The 18,092-nt window shown below is 72.2% G+C and carries 15 protein-coding genes; 6 read left to right on the top strand and 9 right to left on the bottom strand.

Annotated features, from left to right (window positions below; genetic code table 11):
* Positions 1 to 66: 66 nt before the first annotated feature.
* Complete coding sequence (locus ACJ7VY_RS15660; protein WP_409476826.1) at positions 67 to 1,881, bottom strand: monovalent cation:proton antiporter-2 (CPA2) family protein; 1,815 nt, start codon at positions 1,879 to 1,881, stop codon at positions 67 to 69.
* A gap of 331 nt (positions 1,882 to 2,212) precedes the next feature.
* Here ACJ7VY_RS15660 and mgtE point away from each other — a divergent pair, with 331 nt between their 5' ends.
* The 3 genes from mgtE to ACJ7VY_RS15645 all read left to right on the top strand — a co-directional run bounded on the left by mgtE (position 2,213) and on the right by ACJ7VY_RS15645 (position 7,356).
* Positions 2,213 to 3,583 carry a magnesium transporter gene (gene mgtE, locus ACJ7VY_RS15655; RefSeq protein WP_104939913.1) on the top strand — a complete coding sequence of 457 codons (1,371 nt, stop codon included), beginning with the start codon at positions 2,213 to 2,215 and terminating at the stop codon, positions 3,581 to 3,583.
* Positions 3,584 to 3,886: 303 nt separating this feature from the next.
* Positions 3,887 to 6,601 carry a bifunctional acetate--CoA ligase family protein/GNAT family N-acetyltransferase gene (locus ACJ7VY_RS15650; RefSeq protein WP_409476011.1) on the top strand — a complete coding sequence of 905 codons (2,715 nt, stop codon included), beginning with the start codon at positions 3,887 to 3,889 and terminating at the stop codon, positions 6,599 to 6,601.
* Between the two features lie 26 nt (positions 6,602 to 6,627).
* A complete protein-coding gene (locus tag ACJ7VY_RS15645; RefSeq protein ID WP_313248054.1) occupies positions 6,628 to 7,356 on the top strand; it encodes an alpha/beta fold hydrolase in 729 nt (242 codons plus the stop codon).
* Here ACJ7VY_RS15645 and ACJ7VY_RS15640 read toward each other — a convergent pair.
* Complete coding sequence (locus ACJ7VY_RS15640) at positions 7,316 to 7,669, bottom strand: hypothetical protein (RefSeq protein WP_409476010.1); 354 nt, start codon at positions 7,667 to 7,669, stop codon at positions 7,316 to 7,318. The genes ACJ7VY_RS15645 and ACJ7VY_RS15640 overlap by 41 nt on opposite strands.
* Positions 7,670 to 7,749: 80 nt before the next feature.
* Positions 7,750 to 8,706: an aldo/keto reductase gene (locus ACJ7VY_RS15635; protein WP_240212531.1), complete on the bottom strand. Its 957-nt coding sequence runs from the start codon at positions 8,704 to 8,706 to the stop codon at positions 7,750 to 7,752.
* 101 nt (positions 8,707 to 8,807) lie between these two features.
* Here ACJ7VY_RS15635 and ACJ7VY_RS15630 point away from each other — a divergent pair, with 101 nt between their 5' ends.
* Positions 8,808 to 9,677, top strand: a complete 870-nt coding sequence (locus ACJ7VY_RS15630) for a class I SAM-dependent methyltransferase (protein ID WP_409476009.1) — start codon at positions 8,808 to 8,810, stop codon at positions 9,675 to 9,677.
* A gap of 164 nt (positions 9,678 to 9,841) precedes the next feature.
* The gene (locus ACJ7VY_RS15625; protein WP_104939910.1) at positions 9,842 to 10,384 is read left to right on the top strand and encodes a pseudouridine synthase; all 543 of its coding nucleotides are present in this window, start codon (positions 9,842 to 9,844) and stop codon (positions 10,382 to 10,384) included.
* A 38-nt stretch (positions 10,385 to 10,422) separates the two neighbouring features.
* Here ACJ7VY_RS15625 and ACJ7VY_RS15620 read toward each other — a convergent pair whose 3' ends face one another.
* Together ACJ7VY_RS15620 and hrpB are read right to left on the bottom strand one after the other, a co-directional pair.
* Positions 10,423 to 10,776 carry a hypothetical protein gene (locus tag ACJ7VY_RS15620; RefSeq protein WP_240212529.1) on the bottom strand — a complete coding sequence of 118 codons (354 nt, stop codon included), beginning with the start codon at positions 10,774 to 10,776 and terminating at the stop codon, positions 10,423 to 10,425.
* 246 nt (positions 10,777 to 11,022) lie between these two features.
* Entirely contained in the window at positions 11,023 to 13,524 is a 2,502-nt protein-coding gene (gene hrpB / locus ACJ7VY_RS15615) for an ATP-dependent helicase HrpB (RefSeq protein WP_409476008.1), read from the bottom strand.
* Between the two features lie 77 nt (positions 13,525 to 13,601).
* Here hrpB and ACJ7VY_RS15610 point away from each other — a divergent pair, with 77 nt between their 5' ends.
* Positions 13,602 to 14,414 (top strand): TatD family hydrolase, encoded by an 813-nt coding sequence (locus ACJ7VY_RS15610; RefSeq protein ID WP_409476007.1) that lies wholly within the window; start codon positions 13,602 to 13,604, stop codon positions 14,412 to 14,414.
* Here the strand turns inward: ACJ7VY_RS15610 and ACJ7VY_RS15605 are convergent.
* From ACJ7VY_RS15605 to ACJ7VY_RS15590, 4 genes are read right to left on the bottom strand one after another with little or no spacing between them, the layout of a single operon-like run.
* Positions 14,411 to 15,325, bottom strand: coding sequence for an NAD-dependent epimerase/dehydratase family protein (locus tag ACJ7VY_RS15605; protein ID WP_409476006.1), 915 nt, complete (start codon positions 15,323 to 15,325; stop codon positions 14,411 to 14,413). The two genes, ACJ7VY_RS15610 and ACJ7VY_RS15605, sit on opposite strands and share 4 nt — an antisense overlap.
* Positions 15,322 to 16,260 carry a 2-dehydropantoate 2-reductase gene (gene panE / locus ACJ7VY_RS15600; RefSeq protein ID WP_409476005.1) on the bottom strand — a complete coding sequence of 313 codons (939 nt, stop codon included), beginning with the start codon at positions 16,258 to 16,260 and terminating at the stop codon, positions 15,322 to 15,324. The genes ACJ7VY_RS15605 and panE overlap by 4 nt, the downstream gene beginning before the upstream one ends.
* Positions 16,261 to 16,300: 40 nt before the next feature.
* The gene (locus tag ACJ7VY_RS15595) at positions 16,301 to 17,095 is read right to left on the bottom strand and encodes an ABC transporter permease (RefSeq protein WP_104939904.1); all 795 of its coding nucleotides are present in this window, start codon (positions 17,093 to 17,095) and stop codon (positions 16,301 to 16,303) included.
* Entirely contained in the window at positions 17,092 to 18,045 is a 954-nt protein-coding gene (locus ACJ7VY_RS15590; protein ID WP_104939903.1) for an ABC transporter ATP-binding protein, read from the bottom strand. Before ACJ7VY_RS15590 ends, ACJ7VY_RS15595 begins: the two co-directional genes overlap by 4 nt.
* Positions 18,046 to 18,092: the final 47 nt, after the last annotated feature.

The raw sequence follows: 18,092 nt of genomic DNA, 5'->3' as shown, positions 1-18,092 counted from the left end.
GGCCGCCGCCGCTGTCACAGGCCGCCGCGCCGCGGTTTCAGTCGCCGCTGCCGCAGCGCGCGGGCCTCATTCGCGGTTCGTCGCCGGCCGCTCCGCCGTCCCGTCGTCCTCGCCGGCATCGGCCTCGAACAGCTGCATCAGGTCGGCGCGCGCATCGCGCGAGGTCTGCATCACCGCCGCCTCGTCGTCGTAGACCAGGTGCTGGGCCTTGAGCAGCTTCTCGTCATGCTCGCGGAAACGGCGCACGTGCTCGCGCGCGGTGTTCTCGGCGATGCCCAGCGCGGTCAGCACCCGTTCGCTGATCTCCAGGCTCGACCCGAACACTTCGCGGAACGGCTCGGCCGACATGTCCATCAGCTTCCAGGCGTGCTGGCGGTTGCGCGCGCGCGCCAGCACCTTGGCCTGCGGGTACAGCCGCCGCACCAGGCGCACCGCGCGCAGGTTGGTGTCGGGGTCGTCCATGGCCATCACGAACACCCGGATCTGGTCGCCGCCGGCCGCGCGCAGCAGGTCGGGCCGGGTGGGATCGCCGTAATAGAGGTGGTTGCCGAAGCGGCGCAGGTCTTCCACCGTACCCGGGTCGGCTTCCAGCGCGACGAACGGGATGCGCTGCGCGGTGAGCAGCCGCGCGACGATCTGGCCGAAGCGGCCCATGCCCGCGATCAGCACCTGCGGGTGCTGCGCCTGGGCCTCGTTCAGGTTGTCCGGCGCGCGTTCCGGGCCCCGGTTCGGGGCGCGCGGCCGCACCAGTTGCTTGAGCCCGATCATCAGCAGCGGGGTCAACGCCATCGACAGGCTGACGATGGCGACCAGGCGGTCGTGATTGATGCGCCCCAGCAGGTTGACGCGCTCGGCCTCGTTGAACACGACGAAGGCGAACTCGCCACCCAGCCACAGCACGCTGCCCAGCATCAGCGCGCTGCGCAGCGGCATCCGCGCGGCCAGGCCGATCAGCACCAGCAGCCCGAATTTCACCGCCAGCAGCACGCCGACGCCGATCGCGATCACGGTCGGCTCGGCGGCGATCCGCGCCAGGTCGATGCTCATGCCCACGGCGATGAAGAACAGCCCCAGCAACAGGCCCTTGAACGGCTCGATCTGCGACTCGATCTCGTGGCGGAACTCGGAGTCGGCCAGCAGCACGCCGGCCAGGAACGCGCCCAGGCTCGGGCTCAGCCCGGCCTTCTGCATCAGCCATGCGGTGCCCAGCACCACCAGCAGCGCGCTGGCGGTGAACACCTCGGGCATGCGCGTGCGCGCGACCATGCTGAACAGGTGGCGCAGTACCGGCCGGCCCAGCAGGATCACCACAGCCAGCGCGCCGACCGCGGTGGCCACGTTCTGCCAGGTCAGGGTCTCGTTGCGGATCCCGCCCAGCAGCGGAATCGCCGCCAGCAGTGGGATCGCGACCAGGTCCTGGAACAGCAGGATGGCGAAGCCCAGCCGCCCGTAGTCGGTGTTCAGGGCCTTGTGCTCGGACAGCAGCTGCAGGCCGATCGCGGTGGAGGACAGCGCCAGCGCGGTGCCGATCACCAGCGCGCTCTTCCACTGGAAGTGGTACAGCAGCAACAGCCCGCCAAGCACCCCGGCGGTGACCAGCACCTGCAGCGCGCCGCCGCCGAACACCGTGCGCCGCATCACCATCAGCCGCGACGGCGAAAGCTCCAGCCCGATCACGAACAGCAGCATCACCACGCCGATCTCGGCGGCGTTGAGGATGCGGTCGGCGTCGTGCACGAACGCCAGCACGTGCGGGCCCAGCACCACGCCGGCGGCCAGATAGCCCAGCACCGCGCCCAGCCCGAAGCGCTTGAACACCGGCACGGCGATCACCGCCGCCAACAGCAGCACCAGGGCCAGTTCCAGACCGCCGCCATGCATCGGGATCACGCTCGGAGAATAGAGAAGGGGAAAGGCGGAGCGGCGGCCGGGGCGGGCGCATGCCGATGCCTGTACGAAAGAGTACCGCGCGCCCGCGGCCTTGGAAAATTTCACGGCACGCCGCTTGACCGCGCCGCGCGCCGGTCGCAGACTCGCGCAGCCGCCGGCCCCTGCCGTCGCGGCAACCCTTCGGAGTCCCACCCATGCCCAGCGACAGTACAAGTCGATCTCGTCCGACGTCGGTGACGGCCAACGCCTGAGTGGGTGTTTCGCCGCTGCCGGCGTTGCGCCCGCAACCCAGCAGCCGACCCGGTCGGCAAGGCGAAACACGATGAACCAGAAGCAACTCCTGCGTCCGGCAGCGGACGCCAGCGCCCTGGGCGCACCCCTGGCCGGGTTCAACACCGCCGACGCGGTGGTCTATCTCAACCAGCTCGAACAGGCCGAAGCCGGCGCGGTGCTGGCGGCATTGCCGTTGCCGCGCGCGGTCAAGCTGCTGGAAGCGCCGGAGCTGCAGCATGCCGGCGAGCTGGTCGCGGCGATGCCGCCGGCCCGGGCCGCCGCGCTGCTGGGGCTGATGGCCGACGACCGCGCCACCGACATCGTCCATGAGCTGGACGAGGACGAGCGCGCGCGGCTGATCCCGCTGCTCGACCCGGCCGCGCGCCGCTCGATCCAGCTGCTGCTCAGCTACCCGCCCAACACCGCCGGCGCACTGATGACCACCGAGTTCGTCAGCGTCCCCGCCGACTGGACCGTGGCGCGCACGCTGCAGCACATCCGCGAGGTCGAGCGCAGCCGCGAGACGGTCTACGCGATCTACGTGCTCGACCCGCGCACCGCGCAGCTGCTGCAGGTGGTGACCATGCGCCGGCTGATCACCGGCGCGCCGTCGGACTCGATCCTCGACGTGGCCCAGGTCAACCCGCCGGTGAGCGTCGGCCCGGAGCTGGACCAGGAGGAAGTGGCGCAGCTGATCCGCCGCCACGACCTGCTGGCGATCCCGGTGGTGGACGCGCAGCGGCGCATGCTGGGCATCGTCACCGTGGACGACATCCTCGACGCGCTGATCGACGAATCCACCGAGGACGTGCACAAGTTCGGTGGCGTCGAGGCGCTGGACCGGCCGTACATGCAGATCGGGTTCTTCGACATGATCCGCAAGCGCGCCGGCTGGCTGAGCGTGCTGTTCCTGGGCGAAATGCTCACCGCCAGCGCCATGCAGCATTACGAGGACGAACTGGCGCGCGCGGTGGTGCTGACCCTGTTCATCCCGCTGATCATGAGTTCGGGCGGCAACTCGGGTTCGCAGGCGACCTCGCTGCTGATCCGCTCGCTGGCGCTGCATGAGCTGCGCCTGCGCGACTGGTGGAAGGTGGCGCTGCGCGAACTGCCGACCGGCGCGGTGCTCGGCGGCATCCTCGGCCTGCTGGCCATCGCCCGCATCAGCATCTGGCAACTGACCGGCCTGCACGACTACGGCGCGCACTGGAAGCTGCTGGCGCTGACCATCGGCGCGGCGCTGGTGGGCATCGTCACCTTCGGCTCGCTGTCCGGGTCGATGCTGCCGTTCGTGCTCAAGCGGCTGGGCTTCGACCCGGCCAGTGCGTCGGCGCCGTTCGTGGCCACCCTGGTCGACGTCACCGGGCTGGTCATCTACTTCAGCATCGCGGCGATGATCCTCGGCGGAACGCTGCTGTAGCGGGCGAGGGCCGGTTGGCACGCACGCGGCACGTGGCCGGCGTCGGCGCCGCCGGCGCTGCCACGGCAGGCGCGGGGCAGGGCTCCGGTGCCGTCGCCCGGGTGGCGCCCGGTGCTGCCCACCGGCATCACGCGCCGCGGATGGCCGCCCGTGGGGCGCGGTGCGCCAGGCCGGCACGGCCCGGCGTGCCCCGCCGCCAGCCGTCGCGACGGGTGCGCAGGGCACCGTGCCGCTTGATCGTGCTCATGCCGCGGGTACCGCGACGCGTGTACCTTTGACCGCGTTCCCGTTGCCGGCATCGCGATGAGCACCTACCACCTGCAGACCGTGTTCCGTCCCCGTTCCGTGGCCGTGGTCGGCGGCAGCCCGCGCGAGCGCTCGGCCGGGCGCGCGGTGGTGCGCAACCTGCGCGCGGGCGGCTTCGCCGGGCAGATCGGCTGGGTCAACCCGCGCCACGCCGAGATCGACGGCATGCGCACGGTCAAGCGGCTCAAGGACCTGCCGTGGATACCGGACCTGATGGTGGTGACCACGCCGGCGGCGATGGTGCCGCAGGTGGTGGCCGCCGCCGCCGGGCTGGGGGTGGCCGCGGCCATCATCCTCACCGCCGGGCTCGGCCGCGGCCCCGGCTCGCTGGCCGCGCAGGTGGAAGCGGCGGCGCGGCCGAAGGGCATGCGCATCCTCGGCCCGCACTGCCTGGGGGTGATCGCGCCGCACGCGCGGCTCAACGCCTCCATCGCCGCGCACACCCCGCAGGCCGGCGACCTGGCGCTGATCTCCGAATCCAGCGCGATCGCCGCCGCGCTGGTGGAGTGGGGCGTGGCACGCTCGATCGGGTTCTCGGCGGTGGTGTCGCTGGGCGACGCGCTGGACGTGGATTTCGGCGACCTGCTCGACTACTTCGCCGCCGACTACCGCACCCGCGCGATCCTGCTCTACGTCGACCAGATCAGCGACGCCCGCAAATTCATGTCGGCCGCGCGCGCGGCGGCGCGCGCCAAGCCGGTGGTGGTGGTCAAGTCCGGGCGCCAGCCGCGCAGCGCCGGGGCGCGCGCCGAGACCCACGCGCAGACCCTGGCCGCATCCGATGCGGTGTACGGGGCGGCGTTCAACCGCGCCGGCCTGCTGCGGGTGAACGCGCTCGACGAACTGTTCACCGCCGCCGAGACCCTGGGCCGGCTCGGCACGTTTCCGGGCAACCGGCTGGCGATCCTCAGCAACGGCGGCGGCATCGGCCGGCTGGCGGTGGACCAGCTGCAGGCCCTGGGCGGCACCCTGGCGGCGTTGTCGCCGGCGACCGTGGCGCACCTGGACCAGGCGCTGCCGCAGGGCTGGTCGCGCGACAACCCGGTGGACATCATCGTCGATGCCGGCGGCGACCGTTACGCCGCGGCGGTGGAGGCGCTGCTGGCCGACGAGGCCAACGACGCGCTGCTGGTGGTCAACGTGCCCACCGCGTTCACCTCGTCGGCCGATGCGGCGCAGGCATTGACCCGCACCCTCGGGCTGCGCTCGCGGCAGCTGCGCGACAAGCCGGTGTTCGCGGTGTGGCTGGGCAACGACGAGCAGGCCACCGCCACGCTCAATACCGCGCGGGTGCCCACCTATCCCAGCGAGGCCGAGGCGGTGCGCGGGTTCCAGCACCTGGTGCGCTACCGCCAGGCGCAGGCGGCGCTGATGGAGACGCCGCCCAGCCTGCCGGCCGATTTCGTGGTGGACGCGGCGGCCGCGCGCGCGCTGGTGGAGTCGGCGCTGGCGCGTGGCCAGCAATGGCTGGACCCGGTGGCCACGCACGCGCTGCTGCAGGCCTATGGCATCCCGTCGCTGGCGGTGATGGTCGCGCGCGACGCGCACGAGGCGATGGAGCTGGCGCAACCGCTGCTCGAGCGCGGCGCGACCGTGGCGGTCAAGGTGCTGTCGCCGGACATCCCGCACAAGTCCGACGTCGATGGCGTGCGCCTGAACCTGGGCACGCTGCAGGCCGTGCACATGGCGGCGACCTCGATCCTGCAGCGCGCGCGCGAACTGCGCCCGCAGGCGCGCATCGAGGGCGTGCTGCTGCAGCAGACCCTGGTGCGGCCCAAGGCGCGCGAGCTGATCGCCGGCATCGCCGACGATCCGGTGTTCGGGCCGGTGCTGGTGTTCGGCCGCGGCGGCACCGCGGTGGAAGTGATCGACGACAAGACCCTGGCGCTGCCGCCGCTGGACCTGCGCCTGGCGCACGAGGTGATCGGCCGCACCCGGGTCTCGCGCATCCTCAAGGCCTACGGCGACGTGCCGGCCGCCGACGAACGCGCGGTGGCGCTGGTGCTGGTCAAGCTGGCGCAGCTGGCCGCCGACATCCCCGAGATCCGCGGCCTGGACCTCAACCCGCTGCTGGCCGACCGCGACGGGGTGATGGCGCTGGACGCGCGCATCGCCATCGCCCCGGTGCGGCGCCTGCACAAGGGCCGCGGCCATCCGCGCTTCGCGATCTTCCCGTATCCGACCGAATGGGAGCGCAACATCGAACTGTCCGACGGTGCCCGCGCCTTCGTGCGCCCGGTGCGGCCGGAGGACGACGCGCTGTTCCGCGCGTTCTTCGCCCGCGTCACCGACGACGACCTGCGCCTGCGCTTCTTCCAGTCGGTCAAGCATTTCAGCCACGAATTCATCGCGCGCTTGACCCAGCTCGACTATGCCCGCTCGATCGCGCTGGTGGCGATCGACCCGAAGAGCGGCGACATGCTCGGCGCGGTGCGCCTGCACGCCGACGCCGACTACGACCGCGGCGAGTACGGCATCCTGATCCGCTCCGACCTCAAGGGCCACGGCATCGGCTGGAAGCTGATGCAGATCATGATCGAGTACGCCGGCTGGCAGGGCCTGAACGTGGTCGAGGGCCAGGTGCTGCGCGAGAACAGCACCATGCTGGCGATGTGCCGCACGCTCGGTTTCAAGGTCAAGCCCGATCCCGACGACCCGGCGATCATGAACGTCACCCTGCCGGTGCATTCCACGGGTGACGGTACCGGCTGAGTGCCGGCGGCGCGACAATGGGCGCCATGCACACCACCGCCGCCGGGAATGCTCCCGGGAAGATCCCGCTGCTGTTGCTGCCGGGCCTGCTCAACGACGCCGAGCTGTGGCGCGCGCAGATCGCCGACCTGTCCGGCATCGCCGACTGCATCGTCGGCGACCAGACCCGCGGGACGACCCTGCAGGCGGTGGCCGCCGACGTGCTGGCGCAGGCGCCGCCGCGGTTCGCGCTGGCCGGGTTCTCGCTGGGCGGCTTCGTCGCCCAGCAGATCCTGCGCGTCGCCCCGCAGCGGGTCGGGCGGCTGGCGCTGATCGGTACTTCGATCCACGCCGATTCGCCGCAGCGCGCCGCGCAGCGCCGCGCGCAGCTGGCCAGCGTGCGCCTGCCCGGCACCTTCCACGGTTTCGGCGACCGGCTGATGCGCAGCTACATCGACGCCTCGCGCCTGCACGACGAGGCGCTGGTGCGGCGCGTGCGCGACATGACCACGCGCCTGGGCGCGGCGGTGTTCCTGCGGCAGAGCGCACTGGAGCGGCGCGATGGCCACGACGTGCTGGCCGCCTACCGCGACCCGCTGCTGATCGTGTGCGGGGCCAACGACCGCATCACACCGCCGGCGGTCAGCGAGGAAATGCATGCGCTGGCGCCGCACTCGCGGCTGTTGCTGCTGCCCGGCTGCGGGCACCTGGCGCCGATGGAAAAGCCCGATGAGGTCAGTGCGGCGCTGCGCGACTGGTTGCTGGCACCGGGCTGAAGCGGCGCGCCTGATCCAGGGGTTGCGCCCGGCGGGCGTGGTGCCAGGCGTGGCGCACCCGCCAGCGGGCCTCGTCCCAGGGCACCGCCAGCGCCGGCGCATGGCGATGGTAGCTGTCCTGCAGCGCGCGGTAGAGCTGCTCCTCGCTGGCGTGCGGCCATGCCCGGTAGAGCCCCAGGCCCATCTGCAGCAGTCGCCGGTACGGGTCGGACGCGAGCCGGCCGAGCCGGCCGATGGCGTGGATGCTGCGCCAGTACGCCATCTCCGCGTCCACATCCAGGCCGTGGCGGTCTGCCCCGTGCGGGTTCTGCATGAGCGGTCTCCGTTCGCGGTCCGCCCCCTGTGGCACGGATGCTACGACCGCGCCGGCGCCGGGTTCAACCCACGGCGCATTCAGTCCCCCGCGCTGGCCGTGTCGAGCTGGGCGATGTCCGCGGCAGACAGCGCCAGCCGCGCGGCGGCGAGCACCTCGTGCAGCTGTTCCACGCCGGTGGCGCTGACGATCGGCGCGGTGATCCCGGGCCGCGCGATCAGCCACGCCAGCGCGACCTGCGCCGGTGTCGCCCGGTGCGCGGCGGCGATATCGTCGAGCGCGGCGAGGATGCGCAGGCCACGCGCATCCAGGTAGCGCGCGACCACCCTGGCACCGCGCGCGCCGCTCTTGCCGGCGTCGTCGGCGCTGCGGTACTTGCCGCTGAGGAAGCCGCTGGCCAGCGCGTAGTAGCCGATCACCCCCAGCCCCTGTTCGCGCGCCAGCGGCTCCAGTTCCGCTTCGTAGCCGGCCCGGTCGTAGAGGTTGTACTCCGGCTGCAGGCTCTCGTAGCGCGGCAGGTGGTAGTCGGCCGATACCTTCAGCGCGTCGCGCAGGCGCGTGGCGCTGTAATTGGAGGCGCCGATGGCACGCACCTTGCCGGCCTCGACCAGGCGCGCAAAGGCGCCCAGGGTCTCCTCCAGCGGCACCGACGCGTCGTCCTCGTGCGCCTGGTACAGGTCGATCACGTCGGTCTGCAGGCGCCGCAGCGAATCCTCCGCCGCAGCATGGATGTTGCCGGCCGACAGCCCGGGGCGCTCGGCCCATTTGCCGACCTTGGTCGCCAGCACCACCTGGTCGCGCTTGCCGCTGCGCCGGAGCCAGCGGCCGATCATGGTTTCCGACTCGCCGCCGGTGTTGCCCGGCACCCACGCCGGATACACGTCGGCGCTGTCGACCAGGTTGAAGCCGGCCTCGACGAATGCGTCCAGCAGGGCGAAGGCGGTCTTTTCGTCCACGCTCCAGCCGAATACGTTGCCGCCGAAGGCGACGGGGGCCACCTGCAGGCCGGAACGGCCGAGTTCGCGTAAACGGGTCATGCGCAGCTCCTTGGCGTCGGCGCTCCAGCATATACGCAGCGGCCGGCGGCCCGCCGCGCACGCATGCTAGGCTCGCCGGACTCCAACCGTGGAATCTCCCGATGAAGACCATTGCCCCGCTGGTTGCCGCCTGTCTGCTGTTCGCCGCCCTGCCTGCCGCCGCGCAGGACCACGCACACGCCGGCCACGACCACGCCGCCATGCATGCTGCGCCGGCCGCGTCTGCGTCCGCGCAGCTGCAGGCCGCGGTCGGCGGTGACTGGCGCAGCCCGGCCAATACCGCGCGCGACGCGTACCGGCACCCGCTGCAGACTCTGGAGTTCTTCGGCGTGCAGCCGCAGCAGACCGTGGTCGAGATCACCCCGGGCGGCGGCTGGTACGCCGAGATCCTCGCGCCCTACCTGCGTGCCCACGGCCAGTACGTGGCCGCGGTGGTCGACCCGATGGCGCTGCCGGCCGGCAAGGGCCGCGACTACCAGCAACGCACCCGCGACGGGCTGGAGAAGAAGTTCGCCGCCGCGCCGGCGCTGTTCGACAAGGCCACCGTGGTCGCCTATGACCCGGCGGCGCCGGTGCTGGGCAAGCCGGGTTCGGCCGACGTGGTGCTGACCTTCCGCAACGTGCACAACTGGCGCGCGGCCGACCAGGCCGAGGGCATGTTCCGTGCGTTCTTCGCGGTGCTCAAGCCCGGCGGCACGCTGGGCGTGGTGGAACACCGCGCCAAGGCCGACGTCGCCGCCGACGACAAGAGCGGTTACGTCGGCCAGGCGCAGGTGATCGCCATGGCCGAAGCCGCCGGCTTCAGGCTGCAGCAGACCAGCGAGATCAACGCCAACCCGCGCGACACCAAGGATCACCCCAATGGCGTGTGGACGCTGCCGCCATCCAACAACCACGACGCCGCCGATGCCGCCCGGTACAAGGCGATCGGCGAAAGCGACCGCATGACGCTGCGCTTCGTGAAGCCCTGAGCGGCGCCGAACGCAGGGCGGGGCGCATCGACGCCCGCGCGGCACGCCTTGCCGGCGGCCGCGCGCCCTGCCGTTCCGGCCGGTTGCGCAGCGCGGGTGGATGACGCCGCGGCTGCGGCCATCCCCGTCCGCCACCGTCATCGTCGTCGTTGTGCCCGGCTGCCATGCTCATCGCCTTCAACAAACCCTTCAACGTACTGTGCCAGTTCACCGACCGCAGCCAGCCGCCACGGGCGACACTGGCCGGCTTCGGCCTGCCCGGCAACGTGTACGCGGCAGGGCGCTTGGACTACGACAGCGAAGGCCTGCTGCTGCTCACCGACGACGGCGGCCTGGCGCACCGCCTGACCGATCCGCGGCACAAGCAGGACAAGACCTACTGGGTGCAGGTGGAAGGCGTGCCGAGCCCGGAGCGGCTGCAGGCATTGCGTGACGGCGTGCTGCTCAATGACGGGCCGACGCTGCCGGCGCGGGTGCAACTGCTGGAAACACCGCCGGCGCTGTGGCCGCGCGACCCGCCGGTGCGGTTCCGCAAGACCGTGCCCGACGCGTGGCTGGCGATCACCCTGCGCGAGGGCCGCAACCGCCAGGTGCGGCGCATGACCGCGGCGGTGGGCCTGCCGACGCTGCGCCTGGTGCGCGCGGCGATGGGGACGCATGCGCTCGATGGCCTGCAGCCCGGGCAGTGGCGGGTGCTGCAGGGGTAGGACAGGGACGGGCGCGCCGCGTGGCGCGCCCGCATGGGTCAGGCGTCGCTGCCGATGTCGCTGGTCTCGTCCACCGTGGTCTGCGCGCGGCGGCGCTGGGCGATCTGCTGCGACTTGGCCTCCAGTGCGGCGTTGTCGCGCTTGTTCTTGCGATAGACCGCGTAGCCGATCAGGCCCAGGCCGACCGCGGCCACGGCGATGGTGGCGGTGGGATTGCGTCGTGCCACCCGGCCCACGGCGCGGCCGCCGGTCTTCATGGCGCCGATCGCGGCGCCGGCCTTGAGCCAGTCGGCGGCGTTGGAACCGCCGTGCCTGAGGCTGTCGCCGGCGTGGCCGGCCAGTTCCATGGCCCGTTCCAGGGCCGATCCGGTGATGTCGCTGAACTTGCTCATGGGGGAATCCTCGGTTGCGGGGGCGGGCATGCAGTGTCGCGGGATGCGCGTGCAGGAAATGTTAGTCACCAGCGGGGCGGACGCACTCCTCCGTAGGTGTGGGGCTCGCCCCACACGGCCTTCCGGTCGTTGCGTGCGGGGCGAGCCCCGCACCTACGATGATCCGCATGCCACGGGGTGTCGGGCCGCGTCAGGCATGAATCCATGGTCCATTCCGCTTTCACCGTCGCCACGGGAGACGATCTTTCACGTCCCGCGGGGTTTTGCCCGATGCGTTGCGGTTGCGCTCCAAGGATCATCAGGCCACGGATGCCGGGGGTACCTGCCCTTCATCTCCTTGCGCACCTCCGCATAGGTGTTCTCCCAGAAGTTGCGCAGGTCGCCGGTCACCTGCAGCGGCTTGCCGCCGGGCGAGAGCAGGTGCAGCAGCAGCGGCACGCGGCCGTCGGCGATGCGCGGGGTGTCGGCCAGGCCGAACAGTTCCTGCAGCTTCACCGCCAGCACCGGCGGACGCGGGCTGATGCCGTCGTCGTCCAGGGCATAGTCGATGGCGCGCTCCAGCCCCGACGGCACGCTGATCCGTACCGGGGCGTGGCGGTCGATCTGCTGGCGCAGGTTCCAGTCGACGCGCGACTTCAGCGCTTCGCCCAGCTCCGCTTCGGCCAGCGCGTCGAGCCGGGTCTTGCCGGCGAAGGCCGGCAGCAGCCAGTCGTCGAGCGTGCCCAGCAGCGCCGCGTCGGACAGGTCGGGCAGTTCCAGTTCCGGCATCCACTGGCGCAGGCCCTGCACCCGGTAGCGCCACTGGCGCAGGGCGTCGGTCCACGGCAGTGCTTCCAGCCCCAGTTCGCGCACCGCGTCGGTGAGCGCGCGCGCGGCCTGTGCCGGATCGACCCTGCCGGCCGGGCGGCTGTCCAGCACGATGCGGTCGAAGCCGGATTCGCGCCGTGCCTCCAGTGCGCGCCGCTCGCCGTTCCAGCGCACCACGTCGCGCTGCTGGAAGCGCTGCGGGAAATCGGCACGCAGCCGCGCCTCGTCCACCGGCGCGGCGCGCAGCAGCAGCGCGTCGCGCGCCTCGAAGCGCAGTTCGCTGACCACCAGCCAGGGTTCGCCGCGCAGGTCGCTGGTGTCGAACAGGCGCGCGCTGCGGCCGTTGGCCAGCTGGTAGCGCAGCGGGTCGGTGGGATGGCGCGCGGCGATGCGGTCAGGAAAGGCGTGGGCGAGCAGGTCGCCCAGTTCGTGCGCCTCGAGGTCGGCCGGCGGCGTGGCATCGCAGCGCAGGCGCCGCCGCCATTGCCGCGCCGCCGTGTCGATGGCGGCCAGGGCGCTGCGGCTGGCATCGTGCGGCGCGCGCCCGTTGCGGAACGCGGCCAGCGCGCGCCAGCGGGCGGCCAGCGCATCGCCGCCCTGGCGCAGCGGGTCGCGCGCCTCCAGCAGTGCGGCCAGATCGGCGGCCAGGGCCTGTTCGCGCGGATTGGCCGCGGCAAGCAGCATCGCCGCCAGCCGTGGGTGGGTGCCCAGCGCCAGCATGCGCCGGCCGCTGCCGGTGATCGCGGTGCCGTCGAGCGCGCCAAGCCGTTGCAGCAGCTCGCGCGCGGCGGCCAGCGCGCCGGCCGGTGGTGGATCGACGAAGCGCAGCGCGTCGCTGCCCCAGGCGGCCAGCTCCAGCGCCAGCCCGGCCAGCTCCACCTGTGCCATCTCCGGGCGCCGCTGCGGTTCCAGCCGCTGCGATTGCGGCCACAGCCGCAGCGCCCAGCCGGCGGCCACGCGGCCGGCACGGCCGGCGCGCTGGTCGGCCGAGGCCTGCGAGATCGCCACCGCGTCCAGCCGGGAAAAGCCGCTGTTGGGGTCGTAACGTGGCTCGCGCGCGAGGCCGGCGTCGACCACCACGCGCACGCCGGGCAGGGTCACCGAGGATTCGGCGACGTTGGTGGCCAGCACCACGCGGCGGCGGCCGTCGGGGTCGGGCTGCAGCACCCGCGACTGTTGCTCGATCGGCAGTTCGCCGTGCAGCGGCAGGACGTCCGTGGCGGCCGGGAGCACCGGCTCCAGCGCGGCCTGTACGCGCGCGATCTCGCGCTGGCCCGGCAGGAATACCAGCACGTCGCCCGGATGCGCCGCCAGTGCGTGCTCGACCGCACGCCGCGCCTGCGCTTCCAGCGCCTCGTCGCGCCGCGCCGGGAAATGCGTGATCTCCACCGGAAAGCCGCGGCCCTCGCTGGACAGGCGCGGCGCGTCCAGGAACGCCGCCAGCCGCTCGCCGTCGAGGGTGGCCGACATCACCACGATGCGCAGGTCCTCGCGCAGACCGGCCTGCACGTCCAGCGCCAGGGCCAGGCCGAGGTCGGCCGACAGGTGGCGCTCGTGGAATTCGTCGAACAGCAGCGCGCCGACGCCTTCCAGCAGCGGGTCGTCCTGCAGCATGCGGGTGAGGATGCCCTCGGTGACCACCTCGATGCGGGTGCGCGCGGAAACCTTGTTCTCGAAGCGGATGCGGTAGCCGACGGTCTCGCCGACCGCTTCGCCGAGCTGCCGGGCCATGAACTGGGCGGCGCTGCGCGCGGCGACGCGGCGCGGCTCCAGCATCAGAATGCGGCCGCCCTGCAGCCAGGGCGCATCGAGCAGCGCCAGCGGCACCTGGGTGGTCTTGCCGGCACCGGGCGGGGCTTCGAGTACCAGCCGCGGGTGCGCGGCCAGGCTGTCGGCGATGGCCGGCAGCAGCGGGGAAATGGGGAAGTCGGGGCGAGCCATCGCGCAAGGATAAGGGTTCGTGCCGGCGCGACCGCCTACAATGCGCGGTTTCCGTCTCCGCACCCCTGCCCACGGCCATGCAACTGATCGACATCGGCGCCAACCTCACCCACGAGTCCTTTGCCCATGACCTGGACGCGGTGCTGGAGCGCGCGCGTGCCGCCGGCGTGGTGCAGATGGTGGTGACCGGCGCCAGCCGCGAGCACTCGCCGCTGGCGCTGGCGCTGGCGCAGCGGCATCCGGGGTTCCTGTACGCCACCGCCGGGGTGCATCCGCACCACGCGGTCGAATACACCGATGAATGCGACGCGCAGATGCGTGCGCTGCACGCGCACCCGGAAGTGGTCGCGGTGGGCGAATGCGGGCTGGACTACAACCGCGATTTCTCGCCGCGACCGGCCCAGCGCCGCGCGTTCGAGCGGCAACTGCAGCTGGCCGCGGACCTTGCCGTCGACGGCGTGGGCAAGCCGCTGTTCCTGCACCAGCGCGACGCGCACGACGACTTCCTGGCGATGATGAAGAACTTCGACGGCCGGCTGGGCCCGGCGGTGGTGCACTGCTTCACCGCCGAGCGCCGCGAGCTGTTCGACTACCTGGACCGCGACTGGCATATCGGCATCACCGGCTGGCTGTGCGACGAGCGCCGCGGCGCGCACCTGCGCGAGCTGGTGAAGCACATCCCGGCCGGGCGGCTGATGATCGAGACCGACGCGCCCTACCTGCTGCCGCGCACGCTGCGGCCGTTGCCCAAGGACCGCCGCAATGAACCGGCGTTCCTGGCGCACATCGTCGAAGAGCTGGCACGCGACCGCGGCGAGCCGGTGACGCTCACCGCAGCCAACGCCGCCGCCGCCACCCGCGCGTTCTTCCGCCTGCCCGAGGCCGGCTAGGGCGTGGTGCCGGCCGGACCCGGGCGCCCGTCGCCCGCTCCCCAGGCGTCCGCCAGTCCCTCGCGGTAGCTGCGGAAACGCGGCTGCCATTGCAGCGCCTGGCGCGTGCCACGGCTGTCGATGCGTTTGTTGCTCGCATGGAAGCGGCGCAGCATCGGCTCCAGCGAGGCGTCATCCCAGGCCTGTGCCGGCGGCATCGCGAAGCCGCCGAGCCGCGCCGCATGCGCCAGCACGTCCTGCGGCGGCGCCGGTTCGTCGTCCGCCGGCAGGTACAACGCATCGCGGAGCGGACGGCGCATCGCCGCGACCACCGCTTCGGCCAGGTCATCGACGTGCAGCCGGTTGAACACCAGCCCGGGCCGCACGATGTGGCGCGCGTTGCCCTGGGCCAGCCGCACCAGCGCGTTGCGGCCGCGGCCGTACAGGCCGGGCAGGCGCAACGTGGCCGAGGCGATGCCGCGCGCAGCGGCCAGCGCGCGCCATTGCGCTTCGGCACGCAGCCGCCGCAGCGCGACGGCATCGCCGGCATCGGCTTCGGCGTTTTCGTCGACCCAGCCGCCGCCGCGGTCGCCGTAGACCCCGGTCGAGGACAGGTAGCCCACCCAGCGCAGCGCCGGGCTGGCCTGCAGGGCAGCGCCGAGCAGGCGCAGCGCGGGGTCGCCATCGGCGTCGGGCGGCACGCTGCACAGCACCGCGTCGGCGCGGGCGACGGCGGCCAGCAGCGCCGGGTCGGGGGCGTGGTCCGGATGCAGGCGGTGGCGCGCGATGCCATCGCCGGGCGCGGCCGCTGGATCGCGCACCGTGCCCGCCACGGCGACGCCCAGCGCCTGCAGATGCAGCGCAAGCGCGCGCCCGGCAAAGCCCAGCCCCAGGATCAGCACCCGCTGCGGCAGCGCCCCGGCGGTGGTCATGCGCGCCGCTGCGCTTCGTAGGCCTGCAGGTGGCAGTACGCAGCGCGCAGGTGCGGCGCGGGGTGTGCGGCGGCCAGCGCGCGGTCGAGCATGTCGCCGACGATGTGCGCCGCTTCCACCGGCTGGCCGGCCTCCAGGTCGCGCAGCATCGACGCCTTGATCGGCGAGCCGGCCCGGGTCAGCGCCGACAGGGCGATCTCCTGCGCCTTGGCCGGTATCGGCTGGCCGGCGTGCGCGGCCGCGGCCAGGCATTCGCCGTACAGCGCCTGCATGAACGCGACGCCGTGGTCGGTGGCGACGATGTGGCCGACATCGGCGCGCATCGCGCAGGTGGCCGCGGCCAGCGCGGCGAGGAAGGTGAACTTGATCCACTGCTCGCCGGTGATGTCGTCCGTGGCGAGATGGTCGATGCCGGCGGACTGGCATGCGCCCGCCAGGGCGGCGACGCGTGCGCTTGCACCGGTGCCGTCGCGCTCGCCGAAGGTCAGCCGCGCCGGCCGGTCCAGGTGCACGATGGCGCCATCCGCGGCCTTGGTGGCACTGATGAAGCACAGCCCGCCGAGCACCGCCGCGCGGCCGAAGCGGGCGTCCAGCGCGGGGTAGTGGCGCAGGCCGTTGAGGATCGGCAGCAGCGTGGTATCCGCGCCCATCGCCGGTGCGATGGCCTCGATCGAGCTGTCCAGGTCGTAGGCCTTGCAGCTGAGCATCACCAGGTCGAACGGCCGCGCCGCGGCCACGGCCGGCAGCGCGTCGGCGGTGACATGCGCCACCGCGAACGCGGCGTCGCCGAGCGGGCTGCGGATCACCAGCCCGTCGCGCTGCAGCTGCGCCGCGCGCGCCGGCCGCACCAGGAAGGTCACGTCGCCGCCGGCCTGGGCCAGGCGGCCGCCGAAGTAGCCGCCGGTACCGCCGGCGCCAAGGATCAGGATGCGCATGTTGCCGGCTCCATCGGGATCAGGGAAAAACCGGCCGCGCTCAGCTGCGCAGGCCGACGCCGCGCCGCAGCAGCCACAGCGACAGCGCGGTCAGCGCGGCGACGAAGCCGAGCATCAGCGCGTAGGACACCCACAGCGGCACGTCGCTGGTGCCCAGCAGGCCATAGCGGAACGCGTTGACCATGTAGAAGATCGGGTTGGCCTTGGTCAGCGCCTGTGCCCAGCCCGGCAGCAGCGTGACCGAGTAGAACACGCCGCCCAGGTAGGTCAGCGGGGTCAGGATGAAGGTCGGCACGATGGCCACGTCGTCGAACTTCTTGGCGTACACCGCGTTGATGAAGCCGGCCAGCGAGAAGATCGTCGACCCCAGCAGCACCGTGCTCAGCGTCACCAGCGGATGCGGCACGTGCACCCGGGTGAAGAACAGCGCGATCATCAGCACGATGGCGCCGACCATCAGCCCGCGCAGCACCGCACCGGCGACGTAGCCCCACAGGATCACCCAGTTCGGCATCGGGCTGACCAGCAGCTCCTCGACGTGGCGGCCGAACTTGGCGCCGAAGAACGAGGAGCTGATGTTGCCGTAGCTGTTCTGGATCACGCTCATCATCACCAGCCCGGGCACGATGAACTGCATGTAGCTGTAGCCGCCCATGTCGCCGATCTTCGAGCCGATCAGGCCACCGAAGATCAGGAAGTACAGGGTCATGGTGATGGCCGGCGGCACCAGGGTCTGGCCCCAGATGCGCAGGATGCGGTTGACCTCGCGGCGGACGATGGTGCCCAGCGCCACGCGGTTGCGGGCGCTGTCGGTCAGGGGAGCGGGCGTGCTCATGCGGCGGTGTTCTCCAGGTTGCCGGTGAGGCGCACGAACAGCTCCTCCAGGCGGTTGCTCTTGGTGCGCATCGAGCGCACGCGGATGCCGGCGGCGCCCAGCGCGTCGAACACGCGGTTCAGGTCCATCGCCCGCGGCATGTCCAGGTCCAGGGTGTGCGCGTCGACCGCGGCCAGCTGCGCGCCTTCGATGTGCGGCAGCTGCGCCGGCAACTCGCCGTCGATGTCCAGCACGAACCCTTCCACGTCCAGCTTGGCCAGCAGCGCGCGCATCGGCCCCTGCTCGACGATCCGGCCGTGGTTGATGATGGCCAGGTTGCGGCACAGCTGCTCGGCCTCTTCCAGGTAGTGCGTGGTGAGGATGATGGTGGTGCCGGCGGCGTTGATCTCCTGCAGCGTCTTCCACATGTCGCGGCGGATCTCGATGTCCACCCCGGCGGTGGGCTCGTCCAGGATCAGCAAGCGCGGGCGGGTCATCATCGCGCGGGCGATCATCAACCGCCGCTTCATGCCGCCGGACAGCGTGCGGCTCATCATCTGCGCCTTGTTCCACAGGTGCGCGCGCTTGAGCTCCTGCTCGGCGCGGGCCTCGGCCTCGGCGCGCGGGATGCCGTAGAACCCGGCGTAGTTGACCAGGATGTCGAAGGGCTTTTCGAACAGGTTGAAGTTGATCTCCTGCGGCACCAGCCCGATCAGGCGCATGGTTGCGCTGCGTTCGGCCACCAGGTCGGTGCCGAACACCTGCACGCTGCCCGCGCTCAGGTTCACCAGCGACGAGACGATGCCGATCAGGGTGGACTTGCCGGCGCCGTTGGGGCCGAGCAGGGCGAAGAAATCGCCCGGGGCGACCTCCAGCGAGACGCCCTTGAGCGCCTCCACGCCGTTGTCGTAGGTCTTGCGGAGATCATGGACGCGCAGTGCCGGCGCGACGGGAGGGATTCGGGAGTCCAAGCTCGGGCCTTCGCGCCGGGGTGACGGCGCCGGATGAGTGCGAGGGG

It is taken from the genome of Stenotrophomonas sp. Y-13, from assembly GCF_046267925.1.
Taxonomy (GTDB): Bacteria; Pseudomonadota; Gammaproteobacteria; order Xanthomonadales; family Xanthomonadaceae; genus Stenotrophomonas; species Stenotrophomonas acidaminiphila_A.
Note: the sequence above shows the minus strand (reverse complement) of the source record. Positions and strands in the feature narration are given on the sequence as shown.

Coding starts and splice junctions, on each gene's coding strand:
- ACJ7VY_RS15660 (WP_409476826.1), bottom strand. CDS start 1,881: ATGCATGGCGGCGGTCTGGAACTGGCCCTGGTGCTGCTGTTGGCGGCG.
- mgtE (WP_104939913.1), top strand. CDS start 2,213: ATGAACCAGAAGCAACTCCTGCGTCCGGCAGCGGACGCCAGCGCCCTG.
- ACJ7VY_RS15650 (WP_409476011.1), top strand. CDS start 3,887: ATGAGCACCTACCACCTGCAGACCGTGTTCCGTCCCCGTTCCGTGGCC.
- ACJ7VY_RS15645 (WP_313248054.1), top strand. CDS start 6,628: ATGCACACCACCGCCGCCGGGAATGCTCCCGGGAAGATCCCGCTGCTG.
- ACJ7VY_RS15640 (WP_409476010.1), bottom strand. CDS start 7,669: ATGCAGAACCCGCACGGGGCAGACCGCCACGGCCTGGATGTGGACGCG.
- ACJ7VY_RS15635 (WP_240212531.1), bottom strand. CDS start 8,706: ATGACCCGTTTACGCGAACTCGGCCGTTCCGGCCTGCAGGTGGCCCCC.
- ACJ7VY_RS15630 (WP_409476009.1), top strand. CDS start 8,808: ATGAAGACCATTGCCCCGCTGGTTGCCGCCTGTCTGCTGTTCGCCGCC.
- ACJ7VY_RS15625 (WP_104939910.1), top strand. CDS start 9,842: ATGCTCATCGCCTTCAACAAACCCTTCAACGTACTGTGCCAGTTCACC.
- ACJ7VY_RS15620 (WP_240212529.1), bottom strand. CDS start 10,776: ATGAGCAAGTTCAGCGACATCACCGGATCGGCCCTGGAACGGGCCATG.
- hrpB (WP_409476008.1), bottom strand. CDS start 13,524: ATGGCTCGCCCCGACTTCCCCATTTCCCCGCTGCTGCCGGCCATCGCC.
- ACJ7VY_RS15610 (WP_409476007.1), top strand. CDS start 13,602: ATGCAACTGATCGACATCGGCGCCAACCTCACCCACGAGTCCTTTGCC.
- ACJ7VY_RS15605 (WP_409476006.1), bottom strand. CDS start 15,325: ATGACCACCGCCGGGGCGCTGCCGCAGCGGGTGCTGATCCTGGGGCTG.
- panE (WP_409476005.1), bottom strand. CDS start 16,260: ATGCGCATCCTGATCCTTGGCGCCGGCGGTACCGGCGGCTACTTCGGC.
- ACJ7VY_RS15595 (WP_104939904.1), bottom strand. CDS start 17,095: ATGAGCACGCCCGCTCCCCTGACCGACAGCGCCCGCAACCGCGTGGCG.